This is a genomic window from Dellaglioa sp. CoH-57-MRSF-22 (genome assembly GCF_056781895.1).
Genome location: NZ_JBXAXT010000001.1, coordinates 130720 through 151019 on the forward strand (window position 1 = coordinate 130720; position 20300 = coordinate 151019).

Sequence of the window (20300 nt, forward strand, 5' to 3'; positions counted from 1 at the left end):
AATACCACCATTGATAACTACTATCAACGGTGGTATTTTTTTATCTCTTAATCGTGTAACATCATTGCATTAATTGCAACAACAATTGTACTTAACGACATCACAACTGCACCCACTAATGGACTTAAAATAAAGCCAATTGGTGCTAAAACGCCGGCAGCCAATGGTAATGCAATAATATTATAACCTGCACCCCACCAAAGATTTTGAATCATTTTCAATCTTGTGTTTCGACTTAATTTCAAAAATTTTATGATATCCATCGGATTACTTTTAACTAATATAACGTCTGCAGAGTCGACAGCAACATCCGTACCTGAACCAATTGCCATCCCTATTGTTGCACTTGCTAAACTAGGCGCATCATTAATACCGTCACCAACCATGATAACGTTATGTCCTTCGCCCTCTAACTGACTAACAATTTTAGCCTTATCTTCAGGCATTAAGTTAGCACGAACATCTACAATACCTAGTTTTGCACCAACTTTATCAGCAGCTTGTTGATTATCACCAGTTAACATAATCACTTTGATATTCATTTTTTCTAATTTTTCGACTAAACCAAATGATTCTGGTTTAATTTGATCCCCTTGAGCAACATACCCAATCACTTTTTCATTTTGAATTAAATAACTAATTGAATCTCCTTCGTTGTCAGAAGCCATTTCATCCGTTAATAACTGTTGTTTATTAACATAAGCTTCAGAAACAATTTTGAATGCATCATCGTTAATATGTCCTTCTAATCCAACACCATTAATTTGTTGTGTTTCACTTGCAGTTGGAATCTCAATTTTTAAATCTTCTGCTTTTTGAATGATTCCTTTACCCAAAGGATGTGTCGATCCACGTTCTAACGACGCCATCAATCCGATAATTTCTGATTCAGAAAACTGATCAGTAAATGTTTTATATCCGGTTACCACGAAATGACCTTCAGTTAAAGTTCCTGTTTTATCAACAAGTAATGTGTCAATTGTGTGTGCAACTTCTAGCGCATTTCTATTTTTGATTAATAAGCCATTTTTAGCTGATAAAGAAGTACTTCTCGCAACAACTAATGGAATGGCTAAACCTAAAGCATGTGGACAAGCAATCACTAGAACAGTTACAAGAATTGATAATGCCTGACTAAATGTCCCTGTAATTAACCATACAATGAATGCTAAAATACCAACAGTCATGGCAGCATAAAATAAATATCCCGCAACTTTATCAGCTAACGTTTCCGTATCTGATTTTTCTGACTGCGCTTTTGTGACTAATTTAACAACTTGAGCTAAGTAACCTGTTTCACCAGTTCCCGTTACAGTCATTTGGATTTCTCCATTACCATTAACTGATCCACCAACGACTTCATCATCTACTACTTTTTCAACTTGTTTCGATTCACCAGTTATCATAGCTTCATCGACGCTTGTTTTACCAGAAATAATTGTTCCATCAGCTGGAATCGTTTCATTTCCTTTAACTAACAGAATATCTCCAACATGAACATTTGTTAAATCAACATCTTCAATTTTTTTATTTTCTCTAACGATATGTGCTTGTTTAGGTAAGAGTTGTGCTAATTTTTGAACAGCATCTCCTGCTGACATAACAGCGTTCATTTCAATCCAATGACCTAACAACATAATGACAATTAACGTTGCTAACTCCCAGAAGAAATCCATAACATGATGACTTGGATCTACAAGATTATTCATCACAACAGCATATAAGCTATACAAGTATGCCACACTAATACCCATTGCGATTAAGGTCATCATTGCTGGCTTTTTATCTGCAAGCTCCATCTTTGCACTATCTAAAAATGTTTTACCGCCATAGAAAAATAATCCAGTACCAATAAGTGCTACAACCCAATCAGATCCAGGGAAAGTAAACTGTAAGGGTAAGTTAATCCCCATCATAGGTGTCATTAAAACAATAGGAATTGCTAAAACTAAAGAAATCCAGAATTTCAATTTTAGATTTCCCATATGCATCATGTGCCCACCCATGTTCATTTGATCGTGGTCCATTCCTTCCATATCCATGTGATCCATACTCATGTGGTCCATATTTTTCATATCCTTATGATTCATATTCATGTGATCCATTTCTTTCATATCTTTGTGATCCATTTATACCGCCTCCATTAATTTATATTTTTAGTTTACACTTGTAAACTTAGATAGTCAAATAATTTATCTGTTACAAAAAAAATGTCAAAGAGATAAATATCCCTTTGACATTTTTATATAATCACATAAACATTTTAGTTAATTTACAATTCTATGCATCTTTACCAATTGTTTTACGACGGTTAACTTCTTTTTCAGCAAGTACATCGGAATCTTTAAATCCAAAGACCCAAGTACAACCAAATGCTACGATTATTGTAACAATTGATGCAATCCAAAAGTTAATTTCGTTACTCATTCCTCCACCAAACTTTAAAGGTGTAAAGAATGAAGGGAATCCGATTAATGAACCAGTAAATCCGTACATATTAACGTTTAATAGTCCGGCTACTAATCCACCAACTGCACCACCAATATTAGCTGCTAAGAAGACACGCCCATATTTTAAGGTAATCCCATAAATAGCTGGTTCTGTAATACCACTGAATGCTGCAATAACTGCACCACCAGATAATTCTTTAATGTTAGCCATTTTTGATTTAATCATAACTGCCATTACAGCAGCACCTTGAGCTACCATTGTAATTGAAACAATTGCATTTAAGTAGCTGTAGCCTTTTGAAGCAATATCGTTTGCGATTAAAGGAACAACTGCCCAATGTAAACCAAAGATAACTAAACATTGATATAATCCACCAATAACAAAACCTGCAATTGGGTAGTTTGCTGTTAAAATTGTGTTTAAAATAATAGAAATACCTGTACTAATTAACGTAATAATAGGTCCAACAATAATGATAATAGCGGCCGAAACGATCATAACTTCTAACAATGGTACAAAAATCATTCGTAAAACTTGTGGAATAACTTTTTTGAGTCCTTTTTCAACATAATGTGCTAACCATGCTCCAGCAATAATTGGGAAAATACTGTAAGTATAGTTAACCATATGAATTGGAATCCCAAATAAGTTAGTATTTAATGACATCCCCAAAAGTTGTCCAAACACTTTTGTTCCTGTTGCAATACCAAAAAGTGAAGGATATACCAAGACACCACCAACAATAGCCATAATAATTGGATCAGATTTTAACTTCTGTGCAGCTGTGAATCCAACAATAATAGGTAAGAAATAGAATGCTGAATCTCCCATGGCTGATAAGAAAATGTAAGTCTGTGATGTGGCTTCTGTCCAACGAAAATCGACAGCCATTTGAAGTAATCCTTTTAAAATACCACTAGCAGCCAATAATCCAATTACTGGCATCATAGAACCTGTGATAACACCAATCAAAGTATTAAATCCAGCATTCAATTTTCCACGGAATGTTGTTGGTTTTTCCTCAGCTGGTGCATCATCGGCAGCATCGACCTCGCCACCTGCGTATGATGTTCCTAATTGTGCAATAACTGCATCATAGACATCAGTAACAGCTGGTCCAATAACAACTTGATATTGTCCAACAGCATGACGAACATCAATTACACCTGTTAAATTTTTAATCACTTCATCGTCTGCTTTACTTTCATCAACTAAGTAAAATCGTAACCGCGTAATACAATGGATTAAACTCTTAATATTCTCTTTACCACCGACTTGTTTGATAATGTCTGTAGCTAATTGTGTGTAATCTTTTGCCATAACTATTCCTCCCCTTTTGCAGTACCAGATCCCACTTCCGTGCCACCTTCAAAAGGTTGTGGTTCCGATAATGTTAATTTGTCTAATTTATCTTGTGTATTTGTAATTACTACCATTAAAACATTGTCTAATTGTGCTTCAGAAACTTGTGTTAAATCCATAGTCCCAAGTAATTCACCACCATGAACACGAGCACCTTTTTTAATATTAATATCAAATGGTGCACCTTTTAAATCAACCGTATCAACACCCATGTGTAATAAAATTTCAAGTCCATTATCCATCGTGAATCCGATAGCATGTTTTGTTGATGCAACCAATGTTATAGTTCCAGATACTGGACTATAAATTTCCCCTGCGGTTGGTTTAAATCCGAAGCCATCACCCATTAATTTTTGAGCAAAAACAGAATCGCTCACATTTTCTAAATCAATTAACTCCCCAGTTGCTGGTGCGTAAAACTTATCATCATTTACCTTTTGTTTTCTTTTAAAAATCGACATTGTTCTCTCCCCCATTTTTTTTAATTTATTTAACTAGATTCGCTTACAGCGATTAAGCGTTTTCAAGTTATCCTTATAATAAACCTGTCTATACAGGATGTCAACGCTTTCTTTTCTTTTAAATTAACATTTATATATACTTGTATAGACTAGAATGTTTATGTTAAAATAACCTTATCATTGGAGGTGACTATTATGACGAACCAAAATAAACATTTAGGTATTTATCAAGATCTTGTCACTAAAATCACACATAATATTTACGCATCAGGAACATTCCTACCTAGTGAAATTCAATTGAGCCATTTATACGGTACTTCTCGCGAAACAATTCGAAAGGCTCTCCAAAATTTACTAACCAATGGCTATATTCAAAAAATTCGAGGCAAAGGATCGCTTGTTTTAGATATTCAACGATTCGCTTTTCCCGTCTCAGGTATTACTTCATATGAGGAACTGAATAAGTCTCTTCAAATGAATTCGGAAACACAAGTTAGACAGTTACTTGTCACAACTATTCCTATAGAGAGTTTTGCACCTAAGTCTGTTGTTGGCGATAAAGCGACATTTATTGAACGTCTACGACTTGTTAAAAATGAACCCAGTGTTATTGATCGTGACTACATACTTTCAGATATCGTACCTGAGATACCTTTAGCAGTTGCCCAAAATTCGCTTTATGATTATTTTGAAAATAAATTAGGCTTAGAAATCAGTTATGCTATTAAAAAAATTACAGTTGAACCAGCAGATACAACTATCCAAAAATTATTAAACATTCCAAAAACAGAATCTGTTGTTGTCATAAGAAGTGAAACCTATTTACAAGATAGTCGTTTATTTCAGATTACCGAAGCTATTCACCGCTCAGATCGTTTTAGTTTTGTTGATTTTGCACGACGGACGAAGAAAATATAACTAATAGGAGAATAACGATGACATTTGAAGATAAAATTATTTATCAAATTTACCCAAAATCATTTTATGATAGTAACAATGATGGCCTGGGCGATTTACAAGGGATTATCGCTAAAATACCTTATTTAAAACAACTCAATATTGATATGATTTGGTTTAATCCTTTTTTCATATCACCACAAAATGATAATGGCTATGATATCTCAGATTATTATCATATTGATCCTAAGTTTGGTACTATGGCTGATTTTGATGAACTTGTTACCAAGCTAAAATCTGTAGGCATCGATGTCATGATGGATATGGTTTTTAACCATACATCAACTGAACATGAATGGTTCCAAAAAGCGCTAAAAGGTGATCCAAAATATATGGCTTACTATTATATTCGTGGAGCAAAACCAGATAGCTCGCTTCCAACTAATTGGGATTCTAAATTTGGTGGTCCTGCATGGGAAGCTTTCGGAAATACGGGTAAGTACTACCTTCATCTCTACGACCCAACTCAAGCAGACTTAGATTGGCATAATCCAGCAGTTCGAAAAGAAATGGCCAAGATTGTTAATTTTTGGCGCAACAAAGGTGTTAAAGGTTTCCGATTCGACGTTATCAATGTCATCGGTAAAGATGTCAATTTACTTGATGCACCTTATGGTACTGATAGTAGACTTATGTATACAGATAAAAAAATAGTTCATCAATATCTACAAGAACTTAACGAATCTAGTTTTGGTCAAGACCCTGATGCTGTGACCGTTGGTGAAATGTCTTCTACTTCAATCGATAATTGTATTGAATACACGTTAGGCAAAAACAACGAGTTATCAATGGTCTTTACCTTCCACCATTTAAAAGTTGACTATACCCATGGAAATAAATGGACGACGATGCCTTTTGACTTTATGAGTTTAAAAAACATTCTAAATGATTGGCAATTAGGTATGACAGCTGGTCATGGTTGGAACGCTTTATTTTGGAATAATCATGATCAGCCTCGTGCTATTAATCGTTTTGGTGATCCCGTCCATTTTCGTGAAAAATCTGCCGAAATGCTAGCGACAACTATTCATTTATTACGTGGAACGCCTTTTATTTATATGGGAGAAGAAATTGGGATGAGCGATCCTCAATATCAGCATTTATCTGATTATAATGATATTGAAACCAAAAACATTTACCCAACATTATTAGCGAAAGGACTCAGTGAAACTGAAGCCTTAGACATTATTCAAGCAAAATCTCGTGATAATAGTCGTACTCCCATGCAATGGAATAACTCTGAGTATGCAGGGTTCTCAGCTGAAAAACCATGGTTGATGCCAATGAATCAGTCTATCGTCAACGTTCAAAATGAATTAGTACGCGGCGAAATATTTAATTACTATCAACAACTAATTAAATTACGTAAGACTCTGCCAATTGTCTCTGTTGGTGATTATCAACCTCTTTTAATGGACGATACTCAAGTTTTTGCTTACCAAAGAATACTAAAAAATCAACGTTTAATTGTTTTAAATAATTTCTATGGTACAACGACAACGATTACTTTACCTGCATTTACCGGGGAAATATCAACTGTCATCAATAATTATCCAACCGATATCAAATTAGAAACAGCTATGACGTTAGCTCCATATCAGTCAGTTGCCTTTTTGATTGACTAACTAAAATAAAGCAGCCTTGCAATTTTAAATTGTAAGGCTGCTTTATTTAGAACTTATTAAGATTAATCAAAGTAGATTTTAAAAGGACTAACTGGAATATGGTTTTCGTTCCATAAGCCGGCAGAAGTTACATTTGCATATGCATACTGTAAGCCAATTGATTCTTCTTCTAATCGAATCTTGATATCATTTGTACCTAAATCAATCACTGCAGGTTTTAAAACATCCCCTGGCATGATCCATTTTAAATCAATATCATTTGTTGTTTCAAGTTGTTCACAATTTGAAAAGTTAAGACGCATTTGTTTTACATCAGCTGAAATTTCAGATAATTGTGGACTTGTTTGCATTTCATCGAATTTACCAAAATTAGAATATAATTCGATTACACGATAACCTAATTGTCTTTTACTACTTGGATGAATCTCGTTAGCTGAATCTTCATCCATAGCTGTAACTAAGTAAACCCGATTTTCTGTTGCTGCAAACTTTTGTTGTGCATCGCGAATTTCAGCCCATGAATTAGCTATCTTATGATTATATTGTGGTAACTGAATAATATAAGTTGGTAATTTATTTTGTTTAAGCGTTTTGCGCCATTCACGGATTAATTTTTTCAAAAGTAACCCATAATGTTTTGTATCTATTCCTGCATCTCGTTCACCTTGATACCAAGTTAACAATTTAAATCGGTAAGGACCCACTTGTGATAACATCGTATCGTATAAATTATCGGATTCTTCTAAACTTGGAATTTTAGTATCAACATAAGCTGCTTTTAAAGTCTCGTTATTTATTAGTGTACTTTCTGATACCCAACTTGCAGCTGAAGTCCCATTTTTAGCACATAATACAAGGCCAATTGGTGTGTATTCATCATATTGACGAACCTTCTTAGCCATATAATAGCCTAATGCTGTAACGTTACCAATATTTTCTTCATCAACAATTTGCCATGGATTTTCTTCTGTTGATTGCTTTTCAGGTATATTGATAAAACGTAAATTCATCATTGGCATTGTTTTATTATGATCAAATTCATCATCTTTAGCCATTTTGAAGTTAGCATTTGATTGTCCAGCAATCAAGAATACATCTCCAAATTGTACGTCGCGTAAAATTATTTTATCTGTTCCTGATTTAACTAGAACGGTCACAATTGTAGGTGCTAAAAATGAGATACTTTCAATTAAAAAGTATCCTGTATCATCAGCAATTCCTGTTTCAATTGTATCTTCGCTACCGCCCATTGAAATCGTTACAGTTACTTCTTGATTGGGTTCTGCATAACCAAAAAAACGTGTTGTCTGATCTTGTTGCATAACCATATGATTAGTAAATAGTGGTGCTAATCGCAATGTTGTTGCCACTGTTAAACCCTTCTTTCTAGTCGCTGTCCATTAAGTATCCTTTACAATTATAACATAAGATAAGCCTCTATCGACTTTTTATCAAATGGATTAGTCAGCTACTTTGACTATTATTTAGTTGTTTGTCCTAGCTATTTTGAATAATAGTTGCTAGAATAAAGACAGTCAAAACAGTGTAAAATCGCCGGGTTTTACAAAAATAATAGTTATCACATCCAAGAGGCCATTTTTTAATGAAGGATGTTGGTACCTATTTTTTATTGTCCATTATTATAAGATTATAAAAAATAGGTACCGATAAGGAGCTCAAAATGAATAATCAAACGGTTTCTATCCGTCGTGAACTTTCAGGTTACGTCACACGGAACGTTTTAAGTACTTTAGGTTTATCTGTGTATCTTCTGGCAGATACATATTTCATTGCTAATGCGGTTGGAACAACTGGTTTAGCGGCTTTAAATATTGTATTACCCCTCTTTAATTTATTAAATGGCGTCGGGTTGTTACTCGGAATTGGTGGTGCAACTTTATTTTCTATTTTAAAGATTAAGGATCAAAAAGCGAGTCAAAAAATTTTCACACAGGTTTTAATTGTTGGGATTATTTTCGGCCTAGCTTTCTCAGTCTTAGGCTTTTTATTCATGAAACCTTTACTCTATTTTTTAGGTGCAAACGCAGGAACTTACAAATTAGCTGCTGAATACCTAACTTATATTTTGCTAGCTGCACCATTCTTTGCTTGTAATTATCTCGTTTTAAGTTTCATTCGAAACGATAATAATCCACATTTATCGATGGTTGCCATGTTAGTATCTAGTTTATTCAATATCATTTTTGATTATATTTTTATGTACCCATTACATCTTGGTATGGGTGGTGCTGCAATGGCAACTGCTGTTTCTCCAATTGTTGCTTTAGCTATATTAACCTTCCATCGTAAAAAGGAAGGACGTCTTTTAACGCTCCAACGAACGTCTATTCACTTTAAGACAATAAAAAAAGTTGTTCAATTCGGGTTCCCTGTCTTTCTAACTGAAATGAGTACAGGTGTCAGCATTTTTGCTTTCAACCTTGTCATTTTAAGTTTAGCGGGAAATACAGCTGTCGCAGCCTATGGAATTATCGCAAACATCGTCTTAGTCGCTTTATCACTTTTTAATGGTGTTGCCCAAGGAATTCAGCCTTTACTCAGTCGAGAATTTGGAATTCGGAATTGGCCAGAAGTTAAGCAAATATTACGTTTTGGGTTAATTGTTAGTTTTATTATTGGCACAATTTTATACCTTACATTGACCTTTGAAAAAGATCCTATTATTGCATTATTCAATAATAGTAACAACCAAGAGTTAATCCATTATGCTGAAATAGGCATTCCAATCTACTTCTTAAGCTTATTTGGATCATCCCTTAATGTTGTGTTTAGCATGTTTTTCTCAGCGATTGGCGAACCCAAACATGCACTTATTCTAGCTATCTTGCGCGGTTATGTCTTACTACTAGGCTTATTATTTATTTTTGCCCACTTCTTCAACTTAACTGGTGTTTGGGTTGCTTTACCCGTCACAGAATTAATCATTGTCGTCATCAGTACTGTATTCCTATTCAGTTTCTTTAATAAACAAATTAAAAAACAATAAAAAGAAGGTTTCTTATTTTATGAAAGTTAAACGTTTTGAAGCAATCACAATTCCCGTAACTGATGTCCAAAGAAGTTTACGTTTTTATCATGAAGTTTTTGATATGACTATGATTGAAAATAGTGAGTTACCTACTGTTCATTTTGGCCATCAAAAAATTATTTTTGAGCCATCAACTAATGTTATTCCAATGACACTTAGTTTCGTCGTTAGTGATTCAATGACCGCTATGGAAAATCACTTGAAAAATTATTTTGTGACTATTATCTCTGGCCCGATTGAAAAGCAAGATGTTAAAAATGCACAATCGATTACAATTTCAGATCCAGATCAGCATATAATCGAATTAATTAGTTATCAGAAATAGATTTACTAAGCTAACATCTAAGCGATGTTAGCTTTTTTACTACTATTAGGTTTTTAAATCTATATGCTTAGATTCTCTAAAATACTTTTCTTTATTCCCACAGCTAAACATGGTAATCTGAAAATGAGTTATATCAGAAAGGCGGTCCTACTATGCAACCTATTATTGATTTACAAGATATTTCACTAGAACTTAGTAACCAATCAATCTTGAACCACATCTCTTTTCAAGTAAACCCTGGAGACTTTTTAACAATCACCGGTCCATCTGGAAGCGGTAAAAGTACCGTTTTGAAATTAATCGCTGGTTTAATTTCAAGAACATCTGGTGATATTAAGTTCAATGAAAAATCAATTGACAGTTATGACCCAATCGAATATCGTCGGATTGTTTCTTATTGCTTCCAAACCCCCGTTTTATTCGGCGAAACCGTTAAAGACAATCTGGAGTTTCCTTATATCGTTCGTAAGCAAGACTTCGATGAATCTCGTGCCATTTCTGAATTAGAATCCGTAGGCTTACCCAGCAGTTATCTTCAGAAATCAATAAATGAACTATCTGGTGGCGAGAAGCAACGTGTTGCCTTAATTCGTAATTTAATCTTTTTACCCAAAATCTTACTGCTTGATGAAATCACAAGTGCTTTAGATTCAGAAAGTAAAAACATTATACACGCATTAATTAATCGTTTAAATGACTCAAATAAAATCACTATTATCGCTGTTACTCATGATGATAATGAAATAAAACTGGCTGATCAATTAATTAATATCGAGGCCGGAAAAATAACGGAGGTTAGACATGCATAATTTAGCCGTTAATAATCTTTCTCTCGTTTTCGCTTTTTCATTAGTACTTGTCTCACTAGGAATTGTATATAAAGAAAAATTAGGCCTAGCAAAAGATATTATTTATAGTGTCATTCGTGCAATTATCCAATTAGTCATCGTCGGATACATTTTAAAGTACGTCTTTAATATTAATAATATTATTCTAACTTTAGTTATGATGTTCATTGTTTTCTTTAACGCTGCGTATAGTGCACATAAAAAAAGCGCAGGAATTCCACATAGTTTTCGTATTTCGTTCATTGCCATTTTTTGTAGTACGTCCGTTACACTTGGCCTTTTACTACTAGCTGGAACGCTTAAATTTATTCCTTCACAAATTATTCCAATTACTGGTATGATTGCTAGTAATTCAATGGTTGCGATTGGTCTTTGTTACCGTAACCTTAACAGTAATTTCCGTGATCAACGCCAACAGATTTTAGAAAAACTAGCACTCGGTGCAGATCTCAAACAAGCAGCATACCCTATTATCCGTGAAAGTATCAAAACAGGGATGTCGCCTACTATTGATTCAGCTAAAACGGTTGGTATCGTTAGTTTACCTGGAATGATGTCTGGGTTAATCTTCGCCGGTGTTGATCCTGTCTTTGCGATTAAATACCAAATCATGGTCACTTTCATGTTACTTTCAGCAACAAGTATCTCATCAATTAGTGTTTGTTATCTTTCATATAAACAATTTTTTAATGATAAGAAGCAACTACGATAAATTAAATATCAATCAACTAAAATAGCCATATGTATAAGTTTTCCTTATACATATGGCTATTTCTTACTCTATAACTTGAAACTCACGGTCCTTCAATACATATTGCGTATCACACATTTTAGCAACATCTGGTTCATGCGTTACAATGATGACACATTTATCTTGTGATTTAGCTAAATCTTGAAGTAATTCAATAATTTCTTTCGTATTAACTTCATCCAAATTACCGGTCGGTTCATCAGCTACGACTAATCGTGCGTCACAACACATCGTTCTGACAACAGCGACTCGCTGTTGTTGCCCACCAGAAAGATGTTGAACGTTCTTCTTAGCCATATCCTCATCAATACCAACTTTTTTCAACATATCAAAGGCATATTGTTTATCACCAGCATGTGTTGCTCCGGTAATGTCCATCGCAGTCATTAAGTTTTCCAACGCTGACATATAAGTAAATAAATTATAGGATTGGAAGATAATCGAGACATCTTTATTTCGATAATGAGTTAATCCGATTTTATTGATTGCCTCACCTTCATATATAATTTCTCCAGATTTTGGTTTATCTAAACCAGCAATTAGTGAGAGAAATGTTGTTTTTCCTGAGCCACTACTACCGACAATTGCATATGATTTACTTCTTTCAAAAGTTAAATTAACCTTTTCAAATAAGGGGTTATCCTTATTTTCATACCAATACGCGACATCTTTAATTTCAATCATTTAATCACTCCTTTCTATTATTTATGAAATCAGAATTTTCTTGGGTTCAAGTCGTAAAATACCTAACGATGCTAACATAATCGAGATAAAGATAATTGCCAGACCCATACCACCTAATTCTGCCAAATCTTTGATACTTACAGTTGTGCTTAGATTCTTTAATTTCTCAGATTTAGTTGTCGCTGACTGCCCTGGTATACCACTTGGATCTGTTCCACCAAATTGTCCACCTTTAGTACCACTTGGCGCACCGCCTCCACCTTGCATATCATTTGAAGTTGTAGCTGTTGTAGATGTCGTTGTTTGTTGGCTTATCAATTGATCACCTACTGCATTACCAACGAATTTCCCACCAATTCCGGCAACAACTAATGACACGAGTAGAACCATAAACATTTCAACAAAGAATTGTGCAATAACTTTCCAACGTTTTTCACCTAATGATAGGAGGACACCAATTTCATAGCGACGTTCTCTAATCATTAAAATAACAATTAAGGCAAGAATGATAGTTCCTGCAACTGCGACTAATAGAACAATTTTTTGGGCAAAACTCTTAACATTATTCAATGGTGTCAGCATTGATTGATAAGTACTATCGTTTGTTGACATTGAAAATTTAGATGTGTTAATTAATTTCTTAGCTGCTTTTGTGAAAGTTTCTGACTTGGCTGGATCACTTAATGTATACACAACTGAATCGGCCGTATCTTTATACTTACTACCTTTTAAAGTATTCGCAAATGTGTAAGCTGTATAAATAGTATTTGATGGATCAGTAGCTCCTGGCCCACCCATACTTGTAGAACTAGTTGAACTAGCTTTATAAATACCGACAACTTCAACTTTATACTTCGTACCACCAGTTGATTTCATTGTAATTGTATTGCCCACAGAAATATGGTTAGTAGAAGCAAGTTCTGATTCAATCACAACGTTTTTAGTATTTAAATCACTCGAATTTAAACCACGACCTTTTGTAATTTTGGCACCACTAGTATTTAGTGCACTAGCCGTTGAACTTACACCGGAAATAGAAATATCACCCGTTGTTGCAGAAGTTGCCATTTTCTTGCCGCCCATCCCACCACTTTGACTTGAGGTCGATGTTGTTTTAATGGCATCAAATGAAGAAGCATTAGCTGTAGTTGAAGTGGTGATACTGTAACTCTTCACATTGCTTAATGCACCAACTTTTTTAGCTGTTGCGACTGTTACCCCAGCTAAGTTTAATGATGGTTTAGTGGTTTTTGAGCTTGAAGTTTTCATCTCGCTAAAAGCTTTATCTCGATTAGCTGATAATGTCACCGTTGCACCCGCACTCTTCTTCGCATCATTTGCCGCAGTTGTTGCTGCATTTTGAATAATTAATCCTGCTAAAACGAATAACATAATAGCTGACATAACTAATACAAGTAAAAAAGATCGTCCTTTTTTTGCTTTAAGATTTAATAAAGCACGTTTAAAAAAATTCATATTTATTACCTCCATATTCTCTTAAATTATTTGATAAGAATAAGCATAGCTAATAATTATGAATTATTTTTGAATATTATCAGAACATTTTCGTTTGTTATACAAAAAAAAGTTTTATTATGAATAATAATTCATAATAAAACCGTTTTCTTTATTTAATCTATTAGACTTTTCCAATCTCTCGACCAGATTAATCCTAAACATTTTTCACCTGTGTGAACACCGACAAGTGGTCCAATATAACCCGATTCAAATTTCATTTTAGGAAAACTAGTTCTCAAGTCTTGTCCCCATTCAGCTTGAAGTTCCGGATTATTCGCATCAATTAAATTAATTTGAACTGGATAATCAAGTGAACGTGTTGCTTCTGAGAATTGAGCTTTAATTTCAGAATAGGCATTTTTCATTTTGCGTTCTTTACCAATAGCAACGATTTTACCTTCTTTATCAAAAGTTAAAATCGGTTTAATTTTCAATATGTTTCCAACAAAACCTGAATGATTTGATAAACGACCGGTCCTCATTAAATGATTTAAATCATCAACAACAAAAAGAACCCGTGTTGTTTCTCTTAATTCGGCTAACTTTTCAAGTATTTCCATAACGTTTTTATCTTTATTAGCTAATGTGGCAGCCAATTGAACCATGTTACCCATCCCCGCGCAATCAATTTTCGAATCAAAAACATGCACATTGATGGCCGAAACAGATGATGCGAAAGCTTCAAGATTACCAACTAATCCACTAATACCTGATGATAAATGGATACAAATAACATCTGTATAGCCTTCAGCAGCAAGTGCCTTAAATTTTTCTTCCATTTCACCCATCGATACCTGGGAAGTTGTTGGTAAAACATCTTCTGTTTTTAATAATTGATAAAATTGAGTTGCCGTTAAATCGGCATTTTCATGATAGACATGATTTCCAAATAATACTGGGTTATTTACTACTTTAATATCTAATTGTTCAACAATCTCATCTGTAAGATAAGCTGAACTATCCGTTAATACAGCAATTTTCATTATTTCACATCCCTATTTTTACTATCCTATCACACATTATGCTCGAATACTTTAATTTAACTAACCATTTGGCGACCAATAACTAATCCTAACAGTGTCATCAAGCCACCAACAATATAACTAGCTAATAAATAAATCATGAATAACGATATTTTTTGGCTTTTAATTAATTTAACCAATTCAAAGTTATACGTTGAAAAGGTTGTAAAACCACCCATTGTTCCAGTACCAAGTAAGACTAACATCGGACTAGATAAATTAATTCCTGTTAAAAGACCTAAAATAAAACTACCTATCAGATTAATTAATAACGTTCCAACTGGAAATTGATCAGTTAGATATCGATTACTTAAATTTGTTATCCCATATCTTAACATAGCACCGATTGCAGCGCCAATCCCAACTAATAGTGTCATCATGAACGTTCACTCTCCATTCGCCAATCTCCAATCCGATTGCCTAATGAATAACCAAGTAATGTCATGGAAAGTCCACCTATAATCGTTACTAACACATAGATGAGTGCATAGCCCCATTGTTGCGTCTCTATTAACTTTACAGCTTCCAAACTATATGTTGAAAACGTTGTAAAAGCACCTATAAAACCTGTTTTTATCCCCAAAGTTAACCAATCTGGGACTTTTTCGGTTGTTTCAATATACTGAACTAAGAACGCCAAAATAAAGCACCCTACGACATTAATCATTAATGTCCCCAGTGGGAATCCATTTGGTTGAATAATCGTTAAACCAAGTAAGTACCGACTTATTCCACCAAAAAAAGCAAACAATGCAACAATTATATAATTCATTTTATGACCTTCTTATCAATTTTACATTTACTACTTCATTTTACCGAATTATCTAGTTAATACCAAATTAAAATGGACCACTAGAAATTATCTAGTGATCCATTTAGGCTAATCTTGGCTTAGTTTAAATTGACTCCATGGTTTCAAAAAATCGAGTAAGAATAATTCATCATCTATAATATGCCCAACAATATTTACACGACCATCATTTTTCATTTCTTTTAAAGCAATTTGTGTTTCACCTTTATATTGTCCATAACCTTCATTATCAATTAAGACGTCACCACGCTTAATTAATTTTGTATTATGTGCAGGAAATTCTTTATCTTTATACACAACCCGTGTCATTGTCGAACGTAAAAGATACGCTGAACGATCTCCGCGGTAACTATGAATATTATCAAATAATACTACTTTTTCAACCTCAGTAATATCATCTGCCGTTTCAATTTTAATCGTCGGATAATTGGCGTTGAATGCTTCTGATGCTGCTTTTAATTCATTTTCTGAAGCGTACGCGTTTGCGATAATCACATCATCAATTAAATCTGTCATCACCATATGTTTAACTTGTGTGGCAATATCTAAATGTCGATGATCCTCTAATGTACATAGTCCATCAGCAGTTGGCCAAGGTCCAAAAGTAGCTGACTTAGCATTAACAAAAGCTGCCGTATTTAAATTGTATTTTTTAAATTTCTCACTGCAAGCTACAAAAAAGTTATACTCTAATCCTGTGTATTCATGTGGATAAAAATTATGTGAACCTAATAAGTTCTCTCTTTTTGGTGAATAACTCATAATGTTATCCACATAGTTAGTCCCAGAACTCATATTTATTTCTATTTTTAAGTCATATGGATTGCGTGTCATTGCTGCTTCTTCTGCACCTGTAAATCCTAAATCTAATCGAACACCATATGCACCCATATCGTCAAAGAATTTTAAATCTTGATAACTAATATTTAGTTGTTCAAATAAATCAGGATTGATATCAACCATTACTTCCATACCAAGTTTATTTGCGTAAGCAACTGTCTTTTTAAATTCTGATAATACCTTATCTTTACCATCTGTCACTTGGAGTAAACTCGTAAAGACTCTTTTATACCCGTATTTACATGCCAAATCTAAATATGCTGTATCATCATTATAATTTGATCGTTCTGGATAAATTGAAATACCTAATTTTCCCATTATTATTCCTCCTAAATATTATTAAGGTCTATACCAATATTATAAAGGACATATAATGTAATTGAAAGCGCATTCCAAAAAAACTTTTGATTATTTTTAAATTTTTTCTTAATGTTAAGGTTATTTTAAGGTTCATGTTGTATATTGAACTTATCCCAAAACAACATAAATAACTAACCTTTATACTTTTTCATTTCTCCTCCAAAGTAATGAGAGAGAGAGCTAATTTATTAGCTCTACAACTTACTCCCTAGAGACTGCCTTCCCAGCAGTCTCTTTTTTGTTTCTAAATATTAAGAATCGTGCTAATATTTTAATCACGAAGGAGGTCTTAAGGATGCAAACCATTTATACGCTAATAACATTGATTTTTCTTAGTGTTATACCACTTCTTGTAGCTGCTTTTTTACTAACAGCTGTGAACAGTAATACAAAAAAACAATTATCATTAAATCAACAATTATACTTGGGTTCATTGGGTATTATTATCCATGAAGCAAGTCATGCTATAATGGCTTTTTTATTTGGATTTCACGCCATTGAAGTTAAATTAATTAAACGTCCACATCCCGAAATTGGTGATAACTCACTTGGATTCGTTCGTTATAGCTCACCTAAAAATATGCGTGGTAAAATTGGACAAGCAATGGCCGGTATTGCGCCCATCATTGGCTGTTCAATCGTAATTATTGGCCTTTTTATTCTACTGCTACCTCACTCTTTTAATCTACTATCAACAATGCTAGTTAACCAAGCATTTAATACTCAATCGTTATTTAACCTATTCACCTCGTTATTTCAATCTTGGTCATTAAGACTTATCCTGTGGTTGTTAATCACAACATCTATTACAATTGGTGGTTTTGATTTAAGCTCAGCAGATAGAAAAGGATTTGGTCTTGGATTCAGTTTATTAGCACTTTTAATCATTATCTTTTATTATTTCTTAACTCTATTTAATCACCAGACTTTAATGATGACTCTACTATCAAAATTTGCCTTATCTATTGGTCTAATTACTATTTTGATGCTGTTTTTATTACTTATTACAAATTGGCTGGTTAAAATCATCAAAAATAAATAAGACTATCTCATATTGAAATGGTCTTATTTATTAGTTGTATCGACTTATTTATTTCCACCACAATTTAACTAATGCTTGTGTACCGTCATTACCTAATCCATCTTCATCAACTAATTTTTCATATAGTACTTTAGCTTCTTTTGTTGCGGGTAGATTAATATTCATTTTTTCTGCTTCGTCTAATGCAATACGCAAATCTTTAAGAAAATGTTTTGCAAAGAATCCTGGTGTATAGTCATCACTTAAAACTCGGGGCGCATAATTGTCTAAACTCCAATTTGCTGCACTTCCCCCGCCAACTGTTTTAATGACACTTTCCAAGTCTAAGTTTGCTGCCTTAGCGTAAACTAACAGCTCAGTCATTCCGGTCATTGTTCCAGCAATCATAATTTGATTAGCCATTTTTACATGTTGGCCTGATCCATAACCACCAAACAAGGCAATTGTTGTTCCCATCTTTTCAAAAATAGGTTTCACTTGTTCATATACATCACTGTGTCCACCAACCATAATTGTTAGCTTCGCATTCTTTGCACCAATATCACCACCAGAAACAGGTGCATCTAACGCAAACAACTCATGAGTTTCCGCGTAATCACCAATTTTTTTCGCTAGTGTTGGTGTACTTGTTGTCATATCAACTACAATTGCGCCTTTTTTAGCACCAGCAAAAATACCATTTTCTTCAAAATATATTGCTTCTACATCTGCAGGAAAACCAACCATCGAGAAGATAATATCACTTTTAGCCGCAACCAATTGTGGCGAATCAGCCCATATTGCCCCTTGGCTAACTAAGTCATCTGTCTTTGATTTGGTTCGATTAAACACGGTTACTTCATAGTTCGCTTTCAATAAATAACTAACAATTGCTGAGCCCATAACGCCCGTTCCAATAAACCCAATTTTTTTCATAATAATCTCCTTTTATAATTTTCTTTAGTATGCACCTTTAAGGTTACGACTGCCATTAATAATAGTTAAGCCTAAAATAAAATCCCACTACAAAATTTGTAGTGGGATTTTATTTATACTGCTTTATTTTGAGCAACTTTTTCACTTAAATACTTTGAAAATTTACTCTTATCATGATAACCAACAACTTTTTCAATTGCTTTGCCATCTTTAAATAATAGAAAACTCGGAATACTCATGACATCATATTCCAATGCTGTTTCTTTATTTTCATCAATATTCAACTTTACAAATTGCATATCATCTTTGAATTCTTGTTCTAATTCATCAATAACAGGTTCCATCATACGACATGGACCACACCAAGGAGCCCATAAATCAACAATTGTTAATCCGGAATCTGTATGTTCCGCGAGCGTTTTATCTGTTACTTTTGTGACCATTTTATCGCCTTCGTTTCGTTATTTTTTATTCTGAATATTATACATATGAATTAAAGTCGTTAATATAATAGCCCCAAAAACAATTCCAGCAAAAAGTACTGCTGAAACTTCGATACCAATTTGAGGGATAGAAAGGAATAACTTCACCGCAATTAATGCGATTAGCAAGTAAGCCATTGATTCTAACTCCGGAACAACCTTCATCAACTTCATAATCAATGTCGCAATCCCACGCATGGCTAAAATTCCAAACATCCCACCGATTAAAACAATGACTGGATTTGTCGAAATTGCTAACGATGCTAAGACAGAATCAATTGAAAAAACAATATCCATCATCTCAATTGAAATAACAACTGACCAAAACAATGAGAATGGACCTTTTCGTCCATTACTTTTTTTCTCTGATTTAGGTTTTGGCGTTTTAATTTTTGAAAAGAAATAATGGGCTGATAGGTAAATAAGATACCCAGCGCCAATTACTTTAATTTCCCAGAAATCAATTAAAAATGTTCCAATTCCAATAATGATGAACCGGAAAATATATGCACCCCATAATCCGTAAAATAATGCTTTTTCTTGTTCTTTTTTACTTGGTAATTTTTGTGTTTGTGCAGCTAATACAATTGCGTTATCCACTGATAATAAGCATTCGATTACTGCTAATGATAGGATAATTATCCAATCACTACTTGATTCGACAACTGTTTTCCAATTGTTTAGATCAAAAAATGGTCCATATAAGTTTGCTAACATTTAATTCTCATACTTTCTTTCAATAATTTTTATAAATAACTGTAAATGATTATTATACAGCAATTACCAGATTATGCCAT

18 protein-coding genes and 1 pseudogene are annotated in these 20300 nt (G+C 33.7%); 7 read left to right on the plus strand and 12 right to left on the minus strand.

The window, feature by feature from the left end; all coding sequences use genetic code 11:
• Positions 1-47: 47 nt before the first annotated feature.
• Positions 48-2075 carry a copper-translocating P-type ATPase gene (locus tag AC1RPR_RS00605; protein WP_481761140.1) on the minus strand — a complete coding sequence of 676 codons (2028 nt, stop codon included), beginning with the start codon at positions 2073-2075 and terminating at the stop codon, positions 48-50.
• A 205-nt stretch (positions 2076-2280) separates the two neighbouring features.
• Positions 2281-4274 (minus strand): annotated as a pseudogene (locus AC1RPR_RS00610) (PTS sugar transporter subunit IIABC).
• A 195-nt stretch (positions 4275-4469) separates the two neighbouring features.
• Between AC1RPR_RS00610 and treR the strand changes: the two are divergent.
• Both treR and treC read left to right on the plus strand, forming a co-directional pair.
• Entirely contained in the window at positions 4470-5192 is a 723-nt protein-coding gene (treR, locus tag AC1RPR_RS00615; RefSeq protein ID WP_481760945.1) for a trehalose operon repressor, read from the plus strand.
• A gap of 17 nt (positions 5193-5209) precedes the next feature.
• Complete coding sequence (gene treC, locus AC1RPR_RS00620; protein ID WP_481760946.1) at positions 5210-6856, plus strand: alpha,alpha-phosphotrehalase; 1647 nt, start codon at positions 5210-5212, stop codon at positions 6854-6856.
• A 62-nt stretch (positions 6857-6918) separates the two neighbouring features.
• On the opposite strand, the gene AC1RPR_RS00625 is transcribed toward treC, so the two are convergent.
• Positions 6919-8226 carry a sialate O-acetylesterase gene (locus AC1RPR_RS00625; protein WP_481760947.1) on the minus strand — a complete coding sequence of 436 codons (1308 nt, stop codon included), beginning with the start codon at positions 8224-8226 and terminating at the stop codon, positions 6919-6921.
• 311 nt (positions 8227-8537) lie between these two features.
• On the opposite strand from AC1RPR_RS00625, the gene AC1RPR_RS00630 reads away from it, so the two are divergent.
• The 4 genes from AC1RPR_RS00630 (at position 8538) to AC1RPR_RS00645 (ending at position 11790) form a co-directional block, all read left to right on the plus strand.
• On the plus strand, positions 8538-9863 hold the full coding sequence (locus tag AC1RPR_RS00630; protein WP_481760948.1) for an MATE family efflux transporter: 1326 nt from the start codon (positions 8538-8540) through the stop codon (positions 9861-9863).
• Between the two features lie 19 nt (positions 9864-9882).
• Positions 9883-10230 (plus strand): VOC family protein, encoded by a 348-nt coding sequence (locus AC1RPR_RS00635; protein ID WP_481760949.1) that lies wholly within the window; start codon positions 9883-9885, stop codon positions 10228-10230.
• A 152-nt stretch (positions 10231-10382) separates the two neighbouring features.
• Entirely contained in the window at positions 10383-11039 is a 657-nt protein-coding gene (locus AC1RPR_RS00640) for an ABC transporter ATP-binding protein (protein ID WP_481760950.1), read from the plus strand.
• The gene (locus AC1RPR_RS00645) at positions 11032-11790 is read left to right on the plus strand and encodes an ABC transporter permease (protein WP_481760951.1); all 759 of its coding nucleotides are present in this window, start codon (positions 11032-11034) and stop codon (positions 11788-11790) included. The genes AC1RPR_RS00640 and AC1RPR_RS00645 overlap by 8 nt, the downstream gene beginning before the upstream one ends.
• 63 nt (positions 11791-11853) lie before the next feature.
• Here the strand turns inward: AC1RPR_RS00645 and AC1RPR_RS00650 are convergent, their stop codons facing one another.
• The 6 genes from AC1RPR_RS00650 to AC1RPR_RS00675 form a co-directional block, all read right to left on the minus strand.
• Complete coding sequence (locus AC1RPR_RS00650; RefSeq protein WP_481760952.1) at positions 11854-12513, minus strand: ABC transporter ATP-binding protein; 660 nt, start codon at positions 12511-12513, stop codon at positions 11854-11856.
• 21 nt (positions 12514-12534) lie between these two features.
• Entirely contained in the window at positions 12535-13989 is a 1455-nt protein-coding gene (locus tag AC1RPR_RS00655; protein ID WP_481760953.1) for an ABC transporter permease, read from the minus strand.
• Positions 13990-14144: 155 nt separating this feature from the next.
• Positions 14145-15014, minus strand: coding sequence for a DegV family protein (locus AC1RPR_RS00660; RefSeq protein ID WP_481760954.1), 870 nt, complete (start codon positions 15012-15014; stop codon positions 14145-14147).
• Between the two features lie 56 nt (positions 15015-15070).
• Positions 15071-15433 (minus strand): fluoride efflux transporter CrcB, encoded by a 363-nt coding sequence (gene crcB / locus AC1RPR_RS00665; protein ID WP_481760955.1) that lies wholly within the window; start codon positions 15431-15433, stop codon positions 15071-15073.
• Entirely contained in the window at positions 15430-15825 is a 396-nt protein-coding gene (gene crcB, locus AC1RPR_RS00670; protein WP_481760956.1) for a fluoride efflux transporter CrcB, read from the minus strand. Before crcB (AC1RPR_RS00670) ends, crcB (AC1RPR_RS00665) begins: the two co-directional genes overlap by 4 nt.
• Positions 15826-15933: 108 nt before the next feature.
• Positions 15934-17022, minus strand: a complete 1089-nt coding sequence (locus AC1RPR_RS00675; RefSeq protein WP_481760957.1) for a DUF871 domain-containing protein — start codon at positions 17020-17022, stop codon at positions 15934-15936.
• Positions 17023-17359: 337 nt separating this feature from the next.
• Here AC1RPR_RS00675 and AC1RPR_RS00680 point away from each other — a divergent pair, with 337 nt between their 5' ends.
• A complete protein-coding gene (locus tag AC1RPR_RS00680) occupies positions 17360-18106 on the plus strand; it encodes a hypothetical protein (RefSeq protein ID WP_481760958.1) in 747 nt (248 codons plus the stop codon).
• A gap of 48 nt (positions 18107-18154) precedes the next feature.
• Here AC1RPR_RS00680 and AC1RPR_RS00685 read toward each other — a convergent pair whose 3' ends face one another.
• From AC1RPR_RS00685 to AC1RPR_RS00695, 3 genes are all read right to left on the minus strand, one after another.
• Complete coding sequence (locus tag AC1RPR_RS00685; protein WP_481760959.1) at positions 18155-19021, minus strand: NAD(P)-dependent oxidoreductase; 867 nt, start codon at positions 19019-19021, stop codon at positions 18155-18157.
• Between the two features lie 113 nt (positions 19022-19134).
• On the minus strand, positions 19135-19464 hold the full coding sequence (trxA, locus tag AC1RPR_RS00690) for a thioredoxin (protein ID WP_481760960.1): 330 nt from the start codon (positions 19462-19464) through the stop codon (positions 19135-19137).
• A gap of 18 nt (positions 19465-19482) precedes the next feature.
• Positions 19483-20220, minus strand: coding sequence for a TerC family protein (locus AC1RPR_RS00695; protein ID WP_481760961.1), 738 nt, complete (start codon positions 20218-20220; stop codon positions 19483-19485).
• Positions 20221-20300 lie beyond the last annotated feature (80 nt).